The 18753-nt window shown below is 61.1% G+C and carries 17 protein-coding genes and 4 tRNA genes; 15 read left to right on the forward strand and 6 right to left on the reverse strand.

Annotated elements, in window-relative coordinates; genetic code table 11:
- The first annotated feature begins 12 nt into the window (after window positions 1-12).
- Genes ACKJSM_RS10075 through thiO form a run of 7 tightly spaced genes read left to right on the forward strand, consistent with a single transcriptional unit; the run spans window position 13 to window position 6785 of the window.
- Window positions 13-486 (forward strand): GspH/FimT family pseudopilin, encoded by a 474-nt coding sequence (locus ACKJSM_RS10075; RefSeq protein WP_064599521.1) that lies wholly within the window; start codon window positions 13-15, stop codon window positions 484-486.
- Complete coding sequence (pilV, locus tag ACKJSM_RS10080) at window positions 483-932, forward strand: type IV pilus modification protein PilV (RefSeq protein WP_236182033.1); 450 nt, start codon at window positions 483-485, stop codon at window positions 930-932. The genes ACKJSM_RS10075 and pilV overlap by 4 nt, the downstream gene beginning before the upstream one ends.
- Window positions 929-1642: a PilW family protein gene (locus tag ACKJSM_RS10085; protein ID WP_410237338.1), complete on the forward strand. Its 714-nt coding sequence runs from the start codon at window positions 929-931 to the stop codon at window positions 1640-1642. The genes pilV and ACKJSM_RS10085 overlap by 4 nt, the downstream gene beginning before the upstream one ends.
- Before the next feature lie 10 nt (window positions 1643-1652).
- Window positions 1653-2132 (forward strand): PilX N-terminal domain-containing pilus assembly protein, encoded by a 480-nt coding sequence (locus ACKJSM_RS10090; protein ID WP_236182035.1) that lies wholly within the window; start codon window positions 1653-1655, stop codon window positions 2130-2132.
- A complete protein-coding gene (locus tag ACKJSM_RS10095; RefSeq protein WP_410237339.1) occupies window positions 2119-5211 on the forward strand; it encodes a pilus assembly protein in 3093 nt (1030 codons plus the stop codon). Before ACKJSM_RS10090 ends, ACKJSM_RS10095 begins: the two co-directional genes overlap by 14 nt.
- A 14-nt stretch (window positions 5212-5225) precedes the next feature.
- Window positions 5226-5627: a type IV pilin protein gene (locus tag ACKJSM_RS10100; RefSeq protein WP_085648738.1), complete on the forward strand. Its 402-nt coding sequence runs from the start codon at window positions 5226-5228 to the stop codon at window positions 5625-5627.
- Window positions 5628-5684: 57 nt separating this feature from the next.
- Window positions 5685-6785 carry a glycine oxidase ThiO gene (gene thiO / locus ACKJSM_RS10105; RefSeq protein ID WP_410237340.1) on the forward strand — a complete coding sequence of 367 codons (1101 nt, stop codon included), beginning with the start codon at window positions 5685-5687 and terminating at the stop codon, window positions 6783-6785.
- A 59-nt stretch (window positions 6786-6844) separates the two neighbouring features.
- Here thiO and ACKJSM_RS10110 read toward each other — a convergent pair whose 3' ends face one another.
- From ACKJSM_RS10110 to ACKJSM_RS10125, 4 genes are all read right to left on the reverse strand, one after another.
- Window positions 6845-8191, reverse strand: coding sequence for a sigma-54-dependent transcriptional regulator (locus tag ACKJSM_RS10110; protein WP_236182038.1), 1347 nt, complete (start codon window positions 8189-8191; stop codon window positions 6845-6847).
- A complete protein-coding gene (locus ACKJSM_RS10115) occupies window positions 8188-9777 on the reverse strand; it encodes a sensor histidine kinase (RefSeq protein ID WP_410237341.1) in 1590 nt (529 codons plus the stop codon). Before ACKJSM_RS10115 ends, ACKJSM_RS10110 begins: the two co-directional genes overlap by 4 nt.
- The gene (locus tag ACKJSM_RS10120; protein ID WP_262159847.1) at window positions 9767-10000 is read right to left on the reverse strand and encodes a PP0621 family protein; all 234 of its coding nucleotides are present in this window, start codon (window positions 9998-10000) and stop codon (window positions 9767-9769) included. Before ACKJSM_RS10120 ends, ACKJSM_RS10115 begins: the two co-directional genes overlap by 11 nt.
- Window positions 10001-10125: 125 nt before the next feature.
- Complete coding sequence (locus ACKJSM_RS10125; RefSeq protein ID WP_039771681.1) at window positions 10126-11142, reverse strand: outer membrane protein assembly factor BamD; 1017 nt, start codon at window positions 11140-11142, stop codon at window positions 10126-10128.
- 152 nt (window positions 11143-11294) lie between these two features.
- Here ACKJSM_RS10125 and rluD point away from each other — a divergent pair, with 152 nt between their 5' ends.
- From rluD to ACKJSM_RS10165, 8 genes are all read left to right on the forward strand, one after another.
- The gene (gene rluD, locus ACKJSM_RS10130; RefSeq protein WP_410237342.1) at window positions 11295-12257 is read left to right on the forward strand and encodes a 23S rRNA pseudouridine(1911/1915/1917) synthase RluD; all 963 of its coding nucleotides are present in this window, start codon (window positions 11295-11297) and stop codon (window positions 12255-12257) included.
- Window positions 12254-12976, forward strand: a complete 723-nt coding sequence (gene pgeF, locus ACKJSM_RS10135; protein ID WP_410237343.1) for a peptidoglycan editing factor PgeF — start codon at window positions 12254-12256, stop codon at window positions 12974-12976. The genes rluD and pgeF overlap by 4 nt, the downstream gene beginning before the upstream one ends.
- Before the next feature lie 129 nt (window positions 12977-13105).
- On the forward strand, window positions 13106-15670 hold the full coding sequence (clpB, locus tag ACKJSM_RS10140) for an ATP-dependent chaperone ClpB (protein ID WP_236182043.1): 2565 nt from the start codon (window positions 13106-13108) through the stop codon (window positions 15668-15670).
- A gap of 298 nt (window positions 15671-15968) precedes the next feature.
- Window positions 15969-16044 (forward strand) — tRNA-Asn (locus tag ACKJSM_RS10145).
- Window positions 16045-16053: 9 nt separating this feature from the next.
- Window positions 16054-16130: transfer RNA gene (locus ACKJSM_RS10150), tRNA-Pro, on the forward strand.
- A gap of 5 nt (window positions 16131-16135) precedes the next feature.
- Window positions 16136-16211, forward strand: a tRNA-Lys gene (locus tag ACKJSM_RS10155).
- Window positions 16212-16308: 97 nt separating this feature from the next.
- Window positions 16309-16385 (forward strand) — tRNA-Pro (locus ACKJSM_RS10160).
- A 127-nt stretch (window positions 16386-16512) separates the two neighbouring features.
- The gene (locus ACKJSM_RS10165) at window positions 16513-16743 is read left to right on the forward strand and encodes a hypothetical protein (protein ID WP_410237344.1); all 231 of its coding nucleotides are present in this window, start codon (window positions 16513-16515) and stop codon (window positions 16741-16743) included.
- Between the two features lie 73 nt (window positions 16744-16816).
- Here the strand turns inward: ACKJSM_RS10165 and ACKJSM_RS10170 are convergent, their stop codons facing one another.
- Together ACKJSM_RS10170 and ACKJSM_RS10175 are read right to left on the reverse strand one after the other, a co-directional pair.
- Window positions 16817-17224, reverse strand: coding sequence for an EF-hand domain-containing protein (locus ACKJSM_RS10170; RefSeq protein WP_410237345.1), 408 nt, complete (start codon window positions 17222-17224; stop codon window positions 16817-16819).
- Window positions 17225-17438: 214 nt separating this feature from the next.
- A complete protein-coding gene (locus ACKJSM_RS10175; RefSeq protein ID WP_410237346.1) occupies window positions 17439-18737 on the reverse strand; it encodes an NAD(P)/FAD-dependent oxidoreductase in 1299 nt (432 codons plus the stop codon).
- Between the last annotated feature and the right edge of the window lie 16 nt (window positions 18738-18753).

Here is an 18753-nt window from a genome sequence, read left to right on the forward strand (position 1 = left end):
CGGAGGGCATCGATGGATCATCGTACAAAAGGTTTCACGCTGATCGAGCTGTTGGTGGCGGTCGCGGTGTTTGTGATCCTGATCACGATGGCGGTGCCGGCATTCACCCGTTCGGTGCAGGGCAGCAAGGCCGACACCGAAGTCGGCGACCTGCAACGGGCCCTCAATTACGCAAGGCTCGAGGCGATCAACCGGGGCGTCACCACCCGCTTGCGGCCGAGCGCCGGCGGCAGTGTCTGGACCGGTGAGCTGTCGGTCTACGACAGTACTGGCACTCCGGCCAATGTATTGCGGGTTGTTCCAGCGATGAGCAGCGGCGCGACTCTGACGCTACCCTCTGGAGTGACCGCACTGGACTTCAACAATCTGGGCGGGCTGGCGGCACCGTCCACGGCGGTGGTCATCAGTTACACGCTGGGCACGCAAAGCAGGACGCTGAACGTGTGTCTGAACGGACGAATTCAATTGGGTGGAAGTTGCGGATGAGGGCAGGGAGCAAGCACGCACAGGAAGGCATGACGCTGATCGAAGTGCTGGTCGCGTTGTTGATTCTGACGGTCGGGTTGTTGGGCGCGGCGGCGGTCCAGCTCAATGCGCTGAAGTACACCGACAGTTCGCGCATGACCAGCCAGGCGAGTTTCATCGCCTACGACATGATGGACAGGATTCGCGCCAATTCCGGCGCCGACTACACCGTCACACCGCCGACCACGGGCAACCTGAGTGTCGCCCGGGATCAGGATCTCTACGACTTCACCACCAATATCGTCAATTTCGGCGGCCCGACCGCCACCGGCAGCATCACCCTCAATCAACGCGTGTACACCATCACCATCACCTGGAGTGACGCGCGCGCCGCCAATACGACCGGTGCAACCCGCAGCTTTGTCCTGAGCAGCCGCGCCGCGGTCGATCCGGTGGCCACGCCATGAAGCGGCATAACCTGGGTTTCGGTCTGATCGAAATGCTGGTCGCCCTGGCGTTGGGGCTGATCGTGGTGCTCGGTGTGGTGCAGATCTTCCTGGCGGCCAAAAACACCTACGTCAGCCAGAACAGCGCCGCCGCCATGCAGGAAGACGCGCGGTTCGTGCTGAGCAAGATGATTCAGGAACTGCGCATGGTGGGCATGTTCGGCTGCCTGGGCACGATTAGCGATTCCAGCTCGGCGGGGGATTTCAATGCGGCCCAGATCACGCCGATCAGTTGGGACAACGCCAGCCTCAAACTGACCCTGGTCACCGCCGATGTCGGCAGCGCGGGCGGAACGCCGACCTGGACCGTGGTCTCCGATTGCCGCAACAGCGCCATTGCTTATACCGGCGCACGAGCAGCAGCGACGGGGCAGATCGCGTTCCCGATCCGTCGGCTGGTCTACAGCTTCAGCAACAACCAGATTCTGATGGGCACCGGCAGTGGCAATCCGGCCCAGCAGGTGCTGGTGAACAATGTCAGTGCGTTCACGGTGATGTTTGGTCTGGCGAGTTCCGCGACCGATGTCGCGGCGTCCACCTACAGCACCAATCCCGGTGATCCGGCGCGGATTCGCAGCGTGCGCCTGAGCCTGACCCTCACTGACCCGAACAACCGGGTCCGCAATCAAACCTTCAACGTGGTTGCCGCCTTGCGCAACCGCTTGCAGTGAGGGGCAAGCGATGAATCTTTCTCTCCATCGGCGACGGTCCCAGGGCGGCATGGTGTTGCTGGTCAGCCTGGTGTTCCTGCTGCTTCTGACGGTGATCGGCCTGTCATCGATGCAAAGCGCCAACCTGCAGGAAAAAATGGCGGGCAGCGTGAGCCTGCGCAATCAATCGTTCCAGACGGCCGAGGCCGCGCTGCGTATCGGCGAGAGTGCGGTGCAACTGGACGGCTACGCGCTGGCGGTGTGCGCCAGCGCCACCCAATGTGCGCCGCCGGCGGAGTCCTCGGTGGTCAGCGCGGCAGGGTTCAATTCCACGTCGGGCGTCACCTGGATCGCCGCCGGCAGCGGGTTTTACGGAGTGCAGAACATCGGCACGACCCTGACAGCGGTGAACGTGCCGAGCAATACCTCGGCGACGTTGTATCGGGTCACGGCCGTCGGTATCGCCGGCACTTCTCGCAGTGTGGTGGAGAGTGTCTATGCGAAGTACTGAGCGACGCTTCAAATGGCTGTCGCTGCTGTTCGGCATGCTGGCCGGGCTCTATCCGGGGGCGCCGGCGTATGCCTTCACGCCGTCCGATTCGCCGTTGTTGAGCGCGGCGGCCGTGCCTCCGAACGTCATGTTGATGATCGACGACTCGGGCAGCATGAACAGCATCATCTATGCGGCAGGATTTGATCCGACCGTGGATCGAACGCCGGCCCGGCAGTGCAACGCGGTCATTGGGCTGTGCTTCAGCTCGACCGCCATCACTGGCGATACGATCTTTCTTTCGAGCCTGCCGACCTCTGGCTGCTCCGGCGGCGCCTATGCGTTCTACAACAACAGCCTGACGCCGCTCTGCCTGAAATTGCCGGATCCGGTGGGCAGCGGCAACACCCGCTATTCGGCGGATTACATTTCCTACGTGGTCGGGCTGGCGATCAACAACGGCACGCGCGACTTCACCACCGGAGCCATTCCCAACGATTACCGGATCAACGTGGCGCGCAACGTTTCCACCACACTGGTCACCAGCAACCGCAACCTGCGCATGGGGCTGGCCACGTTCAACCCGGCCACCAGCAACAACCCCGGCAACGGTGGTTTCATTGCCCGTTCCATCAGCGATCTGTCAGCGGTCAGCGGCAGCGTGACCCAGGCCCAGGCCGACACCAACTACAACGCACTGATTTCCTCGATCAACGGCCTGAGCGCGGTGGCCAACACGCCACTGGCCGAGACCTACTACGAAATCACCCGCTACATGCGCGGGATGGCGCCGTACTACAACAGCACCCCCAGCACCTACACCAGCCCGATCCAGTACCGCTGCCAGAAAAACTACGGCGTGGTCATCACCGACGGCCTGCCGACCTACGACCGCACCTTCCCGAGCAACGACCCGCTGGGCGGCAGCCGCCTGCCGAACTGGGACGGCATCAACAATGACGGAAACAACCTGAACGGGGACGGGGAGGGCGATACGCTGTACCTGGACGATATCGCCAAGTTCGCCTTCGACATCGACATGCGCTCCTCCGGCACCGACGCGGCGGGCAAGAGCTGGAACGCGGTGGATTTCCCCAGGCAGAACATGAACACCTACACCGTAGGTTTCACCGCTTCCAACGACATGCTCTCGGACGCCGCCGACTACGGACAGGGCCGCTACTACCAGGCGACCGACAGCGCCGGCCTGAATGCTGCATTGTCTTCGGCGTTGAGCGATATCACCTCCAAGGCGGGGTCCGGCGGTGCGGGTGTGACCAGCAGCACCACGCTGACCGGCAGCAGCAGTTTTTTCCAAACCACCTACGACCCCAAAGACTGGCGCGGCACGATCAAGTCCTTTGGGTTCACCTCGGCCGGGGCGGTCAATACGTCGGCCGTGCTGTGGACCACCGACACGGCCATCGTGCCCGGTGCCACTGTGCCAACCTATCAGTCGTGGAACTCCCTGAACAACGCGGCGGTAACGTTGGCCTACGGCAACTTCTCCCCGGCCCAGCAGACCGTCCTCAACCAGGGTTTACCCGCCGGCATCAGCGGCAGCGACCTGGCCGAATGGAGCAAGGGCACCAACAAGACCGGGCTCAAAGTGCGCAGTGTGTTGCTCGGGGACATCATCAACTCGCCGCTGGTGCTGGCCTCGCCCACGGAAAAGACCGCTTCCGATCTGGCCGGTGACACCACTTACAGCACCTACCTGACCACCAAGGCTTCGAACATGAATACCAGCCTGGTGGTGAACGCCAACGACGGTTTTGTCAGCGTCATCAACTCGGCCAACGGTACCCGGCGCTATGCCTACATGCCGTCCAGCGTATTGCCCTCGCTGCGCCTGATTGCCGATCCGAACTACGTCAACGGCGTCAGCCACAAGTTTCTGGTGGATGGTCAGCTCGGTGTATTCGACGCGCAATTCGGCACGGCCTGGAAAACCCTGGCCATCGGCGGGACAGGCGCCGGTGGCAAGACCTTCTATGGCCTTCAGCTGTTCGACGCCTCGGCGGGCAACATCATCCGCGCCTTGTGGGAAGTCAGCGCGCCGGCCACCGCCAGCCCTTCCAACGCTTTTAATGATCTGGGTTATGCATACGCCCGTCCGGAAGTGGCACGCTTGGCCGATGGTCGCTGGGCGGCGTTCATTGCCAACGGTTACGGCAGCAATTCCGGGGTGGCGGCGCTGTATGTGCTGGATGTGCGTGACGGCTCGCTGATCAAGAAAATCGTCATCGACAGTACGGAAACCACCAACGGTTTGTCCTCGGTGAAGTTGCGGGTCAATTCGCAGAACGTGGTGCAGGCGGCGTATGGCGGTGACTTGAAGGGGCGGTTGTGGAAGTTCGATCTCAGTGCCACTTCGTCCGACAGCTGGGGCGTGGCGTTTGCCGGCAAACCGTTGTTCACCACGGCCGGCGGGGCGACTCAGCCGATCACTGCGCAACCGTTGCTGGCGGACAACGCTCTGGGCGGGAAACAGATTTTCGTCGGCACCGGTAAATTCAACGAAACCGCCGACAAGACCAACAAGGATTTGCAGGCGTTCTATTCGGTGTGGGATGCCGATGGCGGGTCGGGCCAGATCACGGTCAGCAGTTTGCAGGCGCAGGCGATTACCGGGGTGTTCTCCGGCAGTACCGGGCAGTTCGTCACCACCAGCCAGAATGACACGACTTATCCGGCGGAGAAGGGCTGGTATCTGCCGCTGGTGTACAACAACGCCTTGACTGGCGAACGGGTGATCAATCAGGCCAGTCTGGTGCTGGGACGCATCGTGTTCACCACGGCCAGTGTCGATACCACCGACCCGTGTTCCAGTTTCGGTACCGGCAAACTGATCGAGCTCGATGCGTTCAGCGGTAAGATGCTCAACTACGCGGTGCTCGACACCAATGCCGATGGCGTGGTCGACAGCAACGACACGATTTCCAGCGGCGTGGTGTTCACCGGTGGTATCCCGACCCTGAACGCCATCGTCAACGGTGCATCGCGCAAGGTCGTGAACGATTCCAGTGGCGGTATCACCACCCTGGTGGAAAAATCCGGCGGCGGCAGCCGTCGTATCATGTGGCGACAAATACAGTAAGTGAGAGTTGAGGCATGCGCAGATCCAACCGGGGTTTCACCTTGATCGAAATCATGATCGTGATTGCGATCATCGGTATCGTCATCACCATCGGCTATCCGAGCCTCACCGAATACGTGAAGAAAGGCCGTCGTGCAGACGTCGTCAGCACTTTGTCGGAACAGGCACAGATCCTCGAGCGCTTCTATTCGAAGAACAACGTCTACACCGGTGTCACCGGGTTGAGCACCGGCAACGATTTCTACACCATCACGCCGACGATCACCGATCAGACCTTCCTGCTGACCGCGACCCGCAAGACCGGCACGGCCATGGCCACTGACAAGTGCGGGGATTTCACCCTCACCAACACCGGTGTCAGAAGCATGAACAACGCGACCACCGGGCTGACCACCAAGGATTGCTGGGGCCGCTGAGCCGCTTTATTTCGGGCGCCATTTGCGCCCACTGTCTTTTTTACGGTTGGATCAAACATGACCAGGCAACAGCAAGTGGTGATTGTCGGTGGCGGGGTGATTGGCCTGCTCACGGCGTACAACCTCGCCTCCGAGGTCGGCAGCGTGGTGCTGCTGGATCGTTCGAACGTCGGCCAGGAATCGTCCTGGGCCGGTGGCGGTATCGTGTCTCCGCTGTACCCGTGGCGCTACAGCCCGGCCGTCACCGCGCTGGCGCACTGGTCGCAGGATTTTTATCCACAGCTGGGCGAGCGTCTTTTTGCCGATACCGGAGTCGATCCCGAAGTGCATACCACCGGCCTGTATTGGCTGGATCTGGATGACGAAGCCGAAGCGCTGGCCTGGGCTGCGCGGGAGAACCGCCCGTTGCGGGCTGTGGATATTTCGGCGGCGCATGATGCGGTGCCGGTGCTCGGTGGCGGCTTTTCCCGGGCGATCTACATGGCCGATGTGGCCAACGTGCGCAACCCGCGACTGGTGAAGTCTTTGAAAGCAGCGTTGCAGGCGCTGCCGAACGTGACGATTCACGAGCAGTGCGAAGTCAGCGGGTTCGTCCGTGAAGGCGAACGGGTGGTGGGCGTGCAGACTTCCACCGGTGTGATCGCTGGCGATCAGATCGTGCTGACGGCGGGCGCGTGGAGCGGCGAACTGCTCAAGACCCTGAACCTTTCCCTGCCGGTGGAGCCGGTCAAGGGCCAGATGATTCTCTACAAGTGCGCGGCGGATTTCCTGCCGAGCATGGTGCTGGCCAAGGGGCGCTACGCCATTCCGCGTCGTGACGGGCACATTCTGATCGGCAGTACGCTGGAGCACGAAGGCTTCGACAAGACCCCGACGAATAACGCGCTGGAAAGCCTCAAGGCATCGGCGGTCGAATTGCTGCCGGCGCTGGCCGATGCCGAAGTGGTGGGGCATTGGGCCGGGCTGCGACCGGGTTCGCCCGAGGGCATTCCTTACATTGGCCGGGTTCCGGGGTTTGACGGTCTGTGGCTGAACTGCGGGCATTACCGCAATGGGCTGGTGCTGGCGCCGGCGTCCTGTCAGTTGTTTGCCGACGTGATGCTGGGGCGCGCGCCGATCATCGATCCGGCGCCGTATGCTCCGGCCGGACGTATCTAGTCAGTTTTTCTTCCGGTAACTGACAAATAGCTTTCGCGGGCAAGCCTGCGAAAGGAGCCTTAATCCAGCCCCAGTTTCTTGAGCCTGTAGCGCATCGACCGAAACGACAGGCTCAACCGCTGCGCCGCCGCCGTGCGATTCCAGCGGGTTTCCTCCAGCGCCTGCAAAATCAGTTTGCGCTCGACGCTCTCAAGATAGTCTTCGAGGTTGTCGATCTGGGTGAGATCGGCAGCTCCGCCCTCGGCGGCGCCGTTACCTTCACTCAGGCGTAAATCATCGGTCTCGATCGTGCGGTTTTCACACAGGGTGTGTGCCCGTTCAAGCACGTTCTCCAGCTCCCGCACGTTGCCCGGGAAACGGTAGTTTTTCAGCGCCTCAAGGGCATGGGGATGAAGACGTGCCGCCGGTTGCCCGGTGCCATTGGCCAGGCGTTTGAGCATGTGGCCGGCCAGTGTTTCGATGTCATCGCGGCGTTCGCGCAGGGACGGCACACGCAGTTCGATCACGTTCAACCGGTAATACAGATCCTGACGAAAGCGCTCGGCAGCCACTTCCGCGTCGAGATCCTTGTGCGTCGCGCAAAGGATGCGCACGTCAACCACGGTTTCCTGTTGACCGCCGACGCTGCGCACGGCTTTTTCCTGGATCGCCCGCAGCAGCTTGACCTGCATCGGCAGCGGCAGATCCGCCACTTCATCGAGAAACAGCGTGCCGCCATGGGCCGCCTGAAACAGCCCCGGTTTATCCTCCACCGCGCCGCTGAAACTGCCTTTGCGGTGGCCGAAAAATTCGCTTTCCATTAACTCTGAAGGAATCGCCCCGCAGTTCACCGGCACAAATGGCTGGCTGGCCCGCGGGCCTTGTTCATGAATCAGTCGGGCGACCAGCTCCTTGCCACTGCCGGACTCGCCGCTGATGTAGACCGGTGCCTGGCTGCGGGCCAGTTTGTCGATCTGCTTGCGCAGGTTGCGCATCGGCGGTGAATCGCCAAGCAGCCGCCGGTCGATCGAGGTGCAGACATTACCTGCCGCCGGCATGCGCAACGCCGAGCCGACCAGCTCACGCAGGCGTGTCAGGTCCACGGGTTTGGTCAGGAAGTCGAAAGCCCCGGCCTTCAAGGCGTTGATCGCCGTTTCCAGGCTGCCGTAGGCGGTGATCATGGCTACCGGCAGTTGGGGATAACGCTGCTGAATATGCTGCACCAGTTCCAGGCCGGTGCCGTCGGGCAGGCGCATGTCGGTCAGGCACAGCTCGAAGCTCTCGCGGTGCAGCAGCGCCTGGGCTTCTGCGAGATTGCGTGCGCTGAAGGTGTCGAGTTTCATCCGTCCCAGGGTGATTTCCAGGAGTTCGCGGATATCCGGCTCGTCGTCGACGATGAGGATTTTTTGCCGTGGGCTCGTGTTCAACTTTGTTTCCGTCCGTGAGCAAAGGTGATGCGAAAGCAGCCGCCGCCTTGGCGTGATTTGAAGTCTAGGCGCGCTTGATTGCTTTCGCACAGCTCACGGGACAGATAAAGCCCAAGGCCGGTGCCCTGGCTGGTGGTGGTAAAGAACGGTTCGAACAGGTGGGCTTGATGATCCAGTGGCACGCCGGGGCCATTGTCTTGCACCTCGAGCACGGCCAGCGTGCTCTCGGGGTCGATGGACAGCGTCAGCCAGGCCTCGGCCGGATCGTGCAGCAGGGCACTGTGGCGCCAACCGTTACGTAACAGATTGTCGAGAATCTGTGTGAGCTGGCCGGGATCCATCAGGGTGCGGAAGTCCCCCGGGCCGATGTGCAGGTGAATCTGCTGGTGCTCGCCGGCCTGTTCGCGGCTCTCGTCGACAAACTGCTCCAGCCACGGCTTGAGATCCAGCCGTTGCGGTGCGCTCTGCTGGCGGCGGGACAGTTGCAGGACGTTTTCGATGACTCGGTTCATGCGCTGGGAGTGGTCTTGAATGATCTGCGTCAGACGCCGATCCGCGCTGTCGAGTTCCTCGGATTCCTGCAACAGCTGCGCGGCATGACTGATGGCCCCCAGCGGATTGCGGATTTCATGGGCGATACCGGCGGTCAGCCGACCCAGCGCGGCCAGTTTCAATTGCTGGGCCTGCTGGGCGATCTGTGCGAGGTCTTCGAGAAACACCAGGGTCTGGCGATTCGGGCTCTGTTCCAGGGCGACGAAACTCGGCTGCAGCTCCAGGCCGTTGCCGGCGATTTTCAGGCTTTGCGGGCGCAGGGTCGGGTTGTTCAGCCACAGTTGCAGGCGTTCGACCAGTGCGCTCGAGTGCTCATCAATCAAGTCGCCTTGGAGGTGCGGTTGTCCCAGCAGGATCCTGGCACTGTGATTGGCCAGTTGCACCCGGCGCTGTTCGTCGAGCACCAGAATGCCGGTGCGCATGCGTTGCAGGATCAGCGCGTTGAGGGCTTCGAGACCCACCACTTCGCTGGCGCGCAGCTCGGCCAGGTTCTCACTGACTTCGAGACGGCGGATCAACCCTTGTACCAGTAACGAGGCCGCAAAACACAAGGCGCCGAGGGTGCCGGCCTGCAGATAGTCGTTGGCGCTCAAGGGGTGACTGAAGCTCAGCAGAAAGCTGAGCCCGACGATGCCGAGGGTGGCGATGGCGGCGATCAGCAAGCCGATGCGTCGTCGCAGCAACGTGTTGCTGATGGCGACCGAAACGATCAGCAAGTTGCCAATCGCACTGGCCACACCGCCCGCCGCATAGAACACGCCACACAGCAGCAGAATGTCGACCAGTGACAGCGCGAACAACCGGGCCGGGCGGCGGATGTTCTCGAGGAATACCACCAGCAGAATGTTCAGCACCAGGTACAACCAGCTGCCATTGCGCAGCAACTCGTCGTTGGCCGAGGTCAGCAGGCGGTTGTCCATGTTGCTGGAGATCAGCAACACCAGGGTGATGCCGACGCTCAAACGGTACAGATGATAGAGGCGCAGCAGTCGCTGAGCCTGTTTGCTGTTGGCGTTGTCGGCCTCAGCGATCACTGGAGCCGGGGCCTTGCTCGAGGTGAGCCTGGCTGCAATACCACTGTTGTTGAAGGTTCAGCGCGCGGTCGCGGGGCAGGTGCACGCCACAATGGGCGCAGCGCACCATCGGCGCGGCATCCTGTTCGCGAGGCGATCGGGCGGAGGTGGCAGGGGCCTTGAATTTGCGCCACAACCAGACAGCAGCGGCGATCAAGGCAATCCAGAACAGTAAACGAAGCATGATGGGCGGCTTTTCGGCTAATGATTCGGCAGTTTAGCCAAGGACCCGACAGGCGCACAGCCCAATCACACGCGGCAATAAAAAGGGAGATCCGAAGATCTCCCTTTTTGGCATTACCGCAGTGATCAGTCGAACAGACCGAAGGTCATGTAACTGAAGATGGAGCGGTCGCTGTCGCTCGACTCCGGTTCCGGCTCTTCGATCACGTCGCCGTTTTCGTCTTTAGGCTTGAGCTCGTTCGGGATCGCGTCTTTCGCGTCCTGGAACTGCTTCTGCACGTCCTGGTTGGCGCGGGTCTCTCCCGGCGGCAGCGGCGGACGGGATTCGATCAGGCCCAGCGTGGCCTTGCTCAGGAACGAACGGTTGTCGGCTTCGGCAACGCGAGGCACGAACTGGCCGTCCTGCAGGCTCGGGTGGTTCGGGTAGTTGAGCTTCAGGGTTTCCAGACTGGTGGCGGCCAGATCGTCCAGGTGCAGGCGCTGGTAGGCTTCGGTCATCACCGCCAGGCCGTCGCCGACCGATGGGGTTTCCTGGAAGTTTTCCACTACATAACGGCCACGGTTGGCGGCAGCGACATAGGCCTGACGGGTCAGGTAGTAGTCGGCCACGTGGATTTCGTAGGCGGCCAGCAGGTTGCGCAGGTAGATCATGCGCTGCTTGGCGTCCGGCGCGTAGCGGCTGTTCGGGTAGCGGCTGGTCAGCTGGGCGAACTCGTTGTAGGAGTCGCGGGCGGCACCCGGGTCACGCTTGGTCATGTCCAGCGGCAGGAAGCGCGCCAGCAGGCCGACGTCCTGGTCGAACGAGGTCAGGCCCTTGAGGTAGTAGGCGTAATCCACGTTCGGGTGCTGCGGATGCAGACGAATGAAGCGCTCGGCGGCGGACTTTGCAGCTTCCGGCTCGGCGTTCTTGTAGTTGGCATAGATCAGTTCCAGCTGCGCCTGATCGGCGTAGCGACCGAACGGATAACGCGACTCCAGAGCCTTCAGCTTGGCTGTGGCGCTGGTGTAGCTGTTGTTGTCCAGGTCCTGTTGAGCCTGCTGGTACAGCTCGGCTTCACTCAGGTTTTCGTCTACGACTTCCTTCGATGAGCAAGCAGCGGTCAATGCGAGGATGGCGATCAGCAGCAGGTGTTTCACTTGCATGGCGGCTTGCGTCCCTATGACGGCCGCTGTCTTGGGCGGGGCCGTCCTGTTATGATGAGCGCCCCGTTGAAAAGCCCCGGGGCAAAAGACGCCGTATTTAACCACAAGCGCGCAGCCGAAACCAAAGGCTGTAGCCGACGCCCAGTCCGAGCATGTCCGATAAAATTGAACTTCGCGCAGAGGTGCCGTCCGAATTGGGCGGCCAACGCCTCGATCAAGTCGCCGCCCAACTCTTCGCCGAGCACTCGCGCTCGCGCCTTTCCGCCTGGATCAAAGAAGGTCGCCTGACTGTGGACGGGGCGGTCATCCGCCCGCGCGACATCGTTCATGGCGGTGCCATCCTTGAGCTGACTGCCGAGCAGGAGGCCCAGGGTGAATGGGTCGCTCAGGACATCGAACTCGACATCGTCTATGAAGACGACGACATTCTGGTGATCAACAAGCCTGCAGGCCTGGTGGTGCACCCGGCTGCCGGTCACGCTGATGGCACCTTGCTCAACGCGTTGCTGCACCACGTCCCGGACATCATCAATGTCCCGCGTGCCGGTATCGTGCATCGTCTGGACAAGGACACCACCGGTCTGATGGTGGTGGCCAAGACCATTCAGGCGCAGACCAAACTGGTCGCGCAGTTGCAAAGCCGCAGCGTCAGCCGGATCTACGAGTGCATTGTGATCGGCGTAGTGACCGCCGGCGGCAAGATCAACGCGCCGATCGGCCGTCACGGCCAGCAGCGTCAGCGCATGGCGGTGATGGAAGGCGGCAAGCCGGCCGTCAGCCACTACCGCGTGCTGGAGCGCTTCCGTTCCCACACCCACGTACGGGTGAAGCTGGAAACCGGTCGTACTCACCAGATCCGCGTGCATATGGCGCACATCAACTTCCCGTTGGTCGGCGACCCGGTGTACGGCGGCCGTTTCCGCATTCCGCCGGCCGCGAGCCAGACCATGGTCGAATCCCTCAAGCACTTCCCGCGTCAGGCCCTGCACGCGCGGTTCCTCGAACTGGATCACCCGACCACCGGTGAGCGCATGAGCTGGGAATCGCCGTTGCCGGAAGACTTCGTCTGGCTGTTGACCCTGCTCAAGCAGGATCGCGAGGCATTCGTCGGATGAACTGGCTGACGCCGGACTGGCCCGCGCCGGCCAGCGTCAAGGCCTGTGTCACCACCCGCGAGGGCGGCGTCAGCGAGACGCCGTTCGACAGCCTCAATCTGGGCGATCATGTCGATGACCGCCCCGATGCTGTGGCCGAAAACCGTCGACGTCTGACCGAACACTTCTCTATAAAGCCTGCCTGGCTGCAGCAAGTGCACGGGATTGCCGTGGCACATGCCGATCCGTCCGTGGTGGCCACCGCGGATGCCAGCTGGACGGCGACACCCGGTATCGCCTGTGCGGTGATGACCGCCGACTGCCTGCCGGCGCTGTTCTGCGACCGTGCCGGCACTCGCGTTGCTGCGGCGCATGCCGGTTGGCGTGGACTGGCGGCTGGCGTGCTGGAAGCCACCCTCGACAGTCTGAATGTCCCCGCCGGGGATGTACTGGTCTGGCTCGGCCCGGCCATCGGCCCCCAAGCCTTTGAAGTCGGCCCGGAAGTCCGGGAAGTCTTCGTCAGTCAATTGCCCGAAGCCGAGGCAGCCTTTGTCCCGAGTCACAACGCGGGCAAGTTCATGGCTGACATCTATAAGCTGGCGCGGCTGCGTCTGGCTGTCCGGGGTGTCACCGCTGTTTATGGTGGCGGTTTCTGCACCGTGACCGATCCGCGCTTCTTTTCCTATCGCCGTGCACCTCGCACGGGTCGCTTCGCCTCCCTGGTCTGGCTTACCCGCTAAACTCTCTGATCTGCATCAACTCCCTGACGCTTGAATCTTCCAGAATCGACCGCATCTATAGCGGTATCTGGCAGGTTTCTTTATTCAGGATGGTTTTCAGGTCCGGCCTGCTCAAAAGGAAGGTGACCCATGCGTATAGACCGTTTAACCAGCAAATTGCAGTTGGCGTTGTCCGATGCCCAATCCCTGGCTGTCGGCCACGATCATCCGGCCATCGAGCCGGCGCATTTGATGCAGGCGATGCTTGAACAACAGGGTGGTTCGATCAAACCCCTGTTGATGCAGGTGGGCTTCGACGTCAACAGCTTGCGTAAAGAGCTGACCAAAGAGCTCGATCAATTACCGAAAATCCAGAACCCGACCGGTGACGTCAACATGTCGCAGGATCTGGCGCGTCTGCTCAACCAGGCCGACCGCCTGGCCCAGCAGAAGGGCGATCAGTTCATTTCCAGCGAGTTGGTGCTGCTTGCCGCGATGGACGAGAACAGCAAACTCGGCAAGTTGCTGCTCGGCCAGGGCGTGAGCAAAAAGGCCCTGGAAAACGCAATCAACAACCTGCGTGGTGGCGAGGCGGTCAATGACGCCAACCACGAGGAATCACGTCAGGCGCTGGATAAATACACCATCGACCTGACCAAGCGCGCCGAAGACGGCAAGCTTGACCCGGTGATCGGCCGTGACGATGAAATTCGTCGCACCATTCAGGTTCTGCAACGCCGCACCAAGAACAATCCGGTGCTGATCGGCGAGCCTGGCGTGGGTAAAACCGCGATTGCCGAGGGGCTGGCCCAGCGCATCATCAACGGCGAAGTGCCGGATGGGCTGCGCGGCAAGCGTCTGCTGTCCCTCGATATGGGCGCGCTGATTGCCGGTGCCAAGTATCGCGGTGAGTTCGAAGAGCGCCTGAAAGCGCTGCTCAACGAACTGTCGAAGCAAGAAGGGCAGATCATTCTGTTCATCGACGAGCTGCACACCATGGTCGGCGCCGGCAAGGGCGAAGGCTCGATGGACGCCGGCAACATGCTCAAGCCGGCACTGGCTCGTGGCGAATTGCATTGCGTCGGCGCGACCACGCTCAATGAGTACCGCCAATATATAGAGAAGGACGCAGCCCTCGAACGGCGCTTCCAGAAAGTGTTGGTGGACGAGCCGAGCGAAGAAGACACCATCGCGATCCTGCGTGGCCTCAAGGAGCGTTACGAGGTTCACCACAAGGTGGCGATTACTGACGGCGCGATCATTGCGGCGGCCAAACTCAGCCATCGCTACATCACTGACCGGCAGCTGCCGGACAAGGCGATCGACCTGATCGATGAGGCGGCCAGCCGCATCCGTATGGAGATCGACTCCAAGCCGGAAGTGCTGGATCGTCTGGAGCGGCGCCTGATTCAACTGAAGGTGGAATCCCAGGCACTGAAGAAAGAAAGCGACGAGGCGGCGAAGAAACGTCTGGAGAAACTCCAGGAAGAAATCGATCGCCACGAGCGTGAGTACTCGGATCTGGAAGAAATCTGGAACTCGGAAAAAGCGGAGGTGCAGGGTTCTGCGCAGATTCAGCAAAAGATCGAACAGTCCCGTCAGGAGCTGGAGGCCGCGCGACGTAAAGGCGACCTGAACCGCATGGCCGAGTTGCAGTACGGGGTGATCCCGGATCTGGAGCGCAGCCTGCAAATGGTCGACCAGCACGGCAAAAGCGAGAACCAATTGCTGCGCAGCAAGGTGACCGAAGAGGAAATCGCCGAAGTCGTCTCGAAGTGGACCGGCATCCCCGTGTCGAAAATGCTTGAAGGCGAGCGCGACAAGCTGATGAAGATGGAAAGCCTGTTGCACCAACGCGTGATCGGCCAGGACGAAGCGGTGGTCGCAGTGGCCAACGCGGTGCGGCGTTCCCGCGCCGGGTTGTCCGACCCGAATCGCCCGAGCGGCTCATTCATGTTTCTCGGCCCGACCGGTGTCGGTAAAACCGAGCTGTGCAAGGCGCTGGCCGAATTCCTCTTCGATACGGAAGAGGCGATGGTACGGATCGACATGTCCGAGTTCATGGAGAAACATTCCGTGGCGCGGCTGATCGGTGCGCCACCGGGCTACGTCGGCTACGAAGAGGGCGGTTACCTGACCGAAGCGGTACGTCGCAAGCCTTACTCGGTGATCCTGCTGGACGAAGTCGAGAAGGCGCACCCGGACGTGTTCAACATCCTGCTGCAAGTGCTGGAGGATGGCCGTCTGACCGACAGTCATGGCCGCACGGTGGACTTCCGCAATACCGTGATCGTCATGACTTCCAACCTCGGTTCAATGCAGATCCAGGAACTGGTCGGTGACCGTGAGGCGCAACGTGCGGCGGTGATGGATGCGATTTCCACCCACTTCCGTCCGGAGTTCATCAACCGGGTCGACGAAGTGGTGATCTTCGAACCATTGGCGCGGGACCAGATCGCGGGCATTACCGAGATCCAGCTGGGCCGTCTGCGCAGTCGTCTGGCCGAGCGCGAGCTGAAGCTGGAACTGAGCCCGGAAGCGATGGACAAGCTGATTGCCGTCGGTTACGACCCGGTCTATGGCGCACGGCCGCTGAAGCGGGCGATCCAGCGCTGGATCGAGAACCCGTTGGCGCAGTTGATCCTGTCGGGGCGCTTCATGCCAGGCGAGACCGCGACCGGCGTCGTGGAGAACGACGAGATCACGTTCAACTGACGCCCGACGGTGGTGTCGTCATCAAGGCCTCGCACTGCGAGGCCTTTTTTTTCGCCAGGCTGTTGAACTCAAAGGAAAAGGCTTGTAAAGTGCGCCCCGCAGTCAGTCACCAACACGGTTTCAGCTCACTGGGCGGAAATCTGAAATAAGTTGCAAATCATTAACTTGAAAGCAATTTAGGGGGTTGACAGAGGTGTTCTAGGTTGTAGAATAGCGCGCCTCAGACACACGAACGCAGCGATGCGAAAACGATGTCGAGAAGCTGCAAGTTTCACCGTAGTAAATTGAAATATGTAGTTCCGTGATAGCTCAGTCGGTAGAGCAAATGACTGTTAATCATTGGGTCCCAGGTTCGAGTCCTGGTCACGGAGCCAATTTCAAACCGGGGTATAGCGCAGTCCGGTAGCGCGCCTGCTTTGGGAGCAGGATGTCAGGAGTTCGAATCCCCTTACCCCGACCATTTTTGGGTCGTTAGCTCAGTTGGTAGAGCAGTTGGCTTTTAACCAATTGGTCGTAGGTTCGAATCCCACACGACCCACCATTTTTGAAACCAGGTAACACTGGGATCGAATCTTAAGATCAGAGGCCAAAAGCGCTGATCGAAGAAGGCGATCTTTGAAAGGTCGCCTTTTTTTTACCGGGGTATAGCGCAGTCCGGTAGCGCGCCTGCTTTGGGAGCAGGATGTCAGGAGTTCGAATCCCCTTACCCCGACCATATTAAAAATCCTCGTATCGAAAGATACGGGGATTTTTTTTGGTTCTTCGCGGAACCCTGGGAAAGCGAGCAGGCTAACCTGCTGGCGCTCAACGCCGCCATCGAAGCAGCGCGGGCCGGTGAAGCGTTGCAGACGATCACGGCGTCGGTCCATGAAATCCACGAGCGCAATCTGGTGATCGTCAGCGCCGCTGAAGAGCAGGCGCAAGTGGCGCGGGAAGTGGATCGCAATCTGGTGAACATTCGCGATCTGTCGGTGCGTTCGGCGGCGAGTGCCGATCAAACCAGCGCGTCGAGCTACGAGCTGTCGCAACTGGCCAATGCCCTGCAGGGCATGGTGCGGCGCTTCCAGTTGTAATCATGCAGGCATGAAAAAGCCGCGCTTCTCGTCAGAGAAAGCGCGGCTTTGTTTTGTCAGGCAGGCTGAAAAATCAGGCACCGTCCTGGTCTTTCAGGTGCTCGAACAGACCTTTCGGCATTTTCTTGCCGTTGGCTTCGAAGTTGGCTTTGACGTTGTTGTACGCCTCTTGCTCGTCGATGAAGCCGTCGTGGTTGGTGTCGATCTTGTCGAAGTCGGACTTCGGCGCAACTTTCAGAAATTCGGCGCGCGAGACCTTGCCGTCGCCATCGGTGTCGGTCTTGGCCATCGACGCATCGCCGCATTTGCCTTCACCGCATTTGCCTTCCGGGGTTTTCACCGAGGTCTCGGCCGAAGCAACCATGTAGCCCTGGGCCAACGGTTGCGCGGCAAACACCGAGCCGGACAGCATCAGACCGCCGGCCAGTACGGCACCGACCAGGCCAAGGGCGTTTTTGCCGATTTTCGAAGTACGGGACATTGCATTCTCCTTCGGTTGCACAGCGCAACCACACGTTAAGGGCGATCAAGCCGGAGCAGGTGTGCTCGGGTGTGGCCATTAAGCGGTGGCGGTGTATCGCGTCTGTGTCGAGGAGCGGGGCGTTTGTAAGCGAAGGTGGGGAAAGCGAGGGCAGATACAGTAGAAGACAAAACACCGTGGGAACGAGCCAGCTCGCCCCCACGATATTTTTACGTCAGTGCAGCTTCAGGCGTGGCTCGGTGCCGCGTCCGATCTTGCTGCCGAGCATCAGCATTGCCGTACGGAACGGCCCATACAGCGCCATCTGGTGCATGCGGTACAGCGACACGTAAAACATCCGCGCCAGCCAGCCCTCGAGCATCACGCTGCCGGTCAGATTGCCCATCAGGTTACCCACCGCCGAGAAACGCGACAGCGAAATCAGCGAGCCGTAGTCGGTGTACTTGTACTCCGGCAGGGTCTTGCCTTCGATGCGCAGCTTCAGTGATTTGGCCAGCAACGACGCCTGCTGGTGAGCAGCCTGGGCCCGTGGTGGAACGTTGCGATCGGAGCCCGGTTGCGGGCACGCGGCGCAGTCACCGAAGGCGAAGATGTTTTCGTCGCGGGTGGTTTGCAGTGTCGGCAGCACTTGCAGCTGATTGATGCGGTTGGTTTCCAGGCCATCGATGTCCTTGAGGAACGCTGGCGCGCGGATCCCGGCGGCCCAGACTTTCAGGCTCGCCTTGATTTCGTTGCCGTCTGCGGTAATCAGGCTGTCGGCGGTGACCTGGCTGACCGAGGCGTTGGTCATCACGTTGACCCCGAGTTTCTCCAGGGTCTTGTGCACCGGCCCGCTGATGCGCTCCGGCAGGGCGGGCAGCACCCGTGGCCCGGCTTCGATCAGGGTGATGTGCATGTTTTCCGGTTTGATCCGGTCCAAACCGTAGGCGGCCAGCTCATGGGCGGCGTTGTGCAGTTCGGCTGCCAGTTCGACGCCCGTGGCGCCCGCGCCGACGATGGCCACGCTGATCTGCTGGATCGCATCGGTCTGCCCGGCGTGGGCGCGCAGATAGTGATTGAGCAGTTGCTGATGGAAGCGTTCGGCCTGTTTGCGGGTATCGAGGAACAGGCAGTGTTGCGTGGCGCCCTGGGTGCCGAAATCGTTGGTGGTGCTGCCGACCGCGATCACCAGCGAGTCGTACGGCACTTCCCGCGCCGGGACCAGCTCCACGCCGTTTTCGTCGTAGGTGGCGGCCAGCTGGATCTTCTTCTGCTCACGATCGAGCCCGCTCATGCGCCCCAGCTGGAACTCGAAGTGGTTCCATTTGGCCTGGGCGACATAGTTGAGTTCGTCTTCGGAAGAATTCAGCGATCCGGCGGCCACTTCGTGCAACAGCGGTTTCCAGATGTGCGTGAGGTTCGCGTCGACCAGCATGATGCTGGCGGTACCGCGCTTGCCCAGGGTCTTACCCAGACGGGTAGCCAACTCCAGACCGCCGGCGCCGCCGCCGACAATGACAATACGATGGGACATAGGGATAGCTCGCAAG

The organism is Pseudomonas sp. PHC1 (assembly GCF_046487845.1).
In the GTDB taxonomy this organism is placed as follows: Bacteria; Pseudomonadota; Gammaproteobacteria; order Pseudomonadales; family Pseudomonadaceae; genus Aquipseudomonas; species Aquipseudomonas sputi.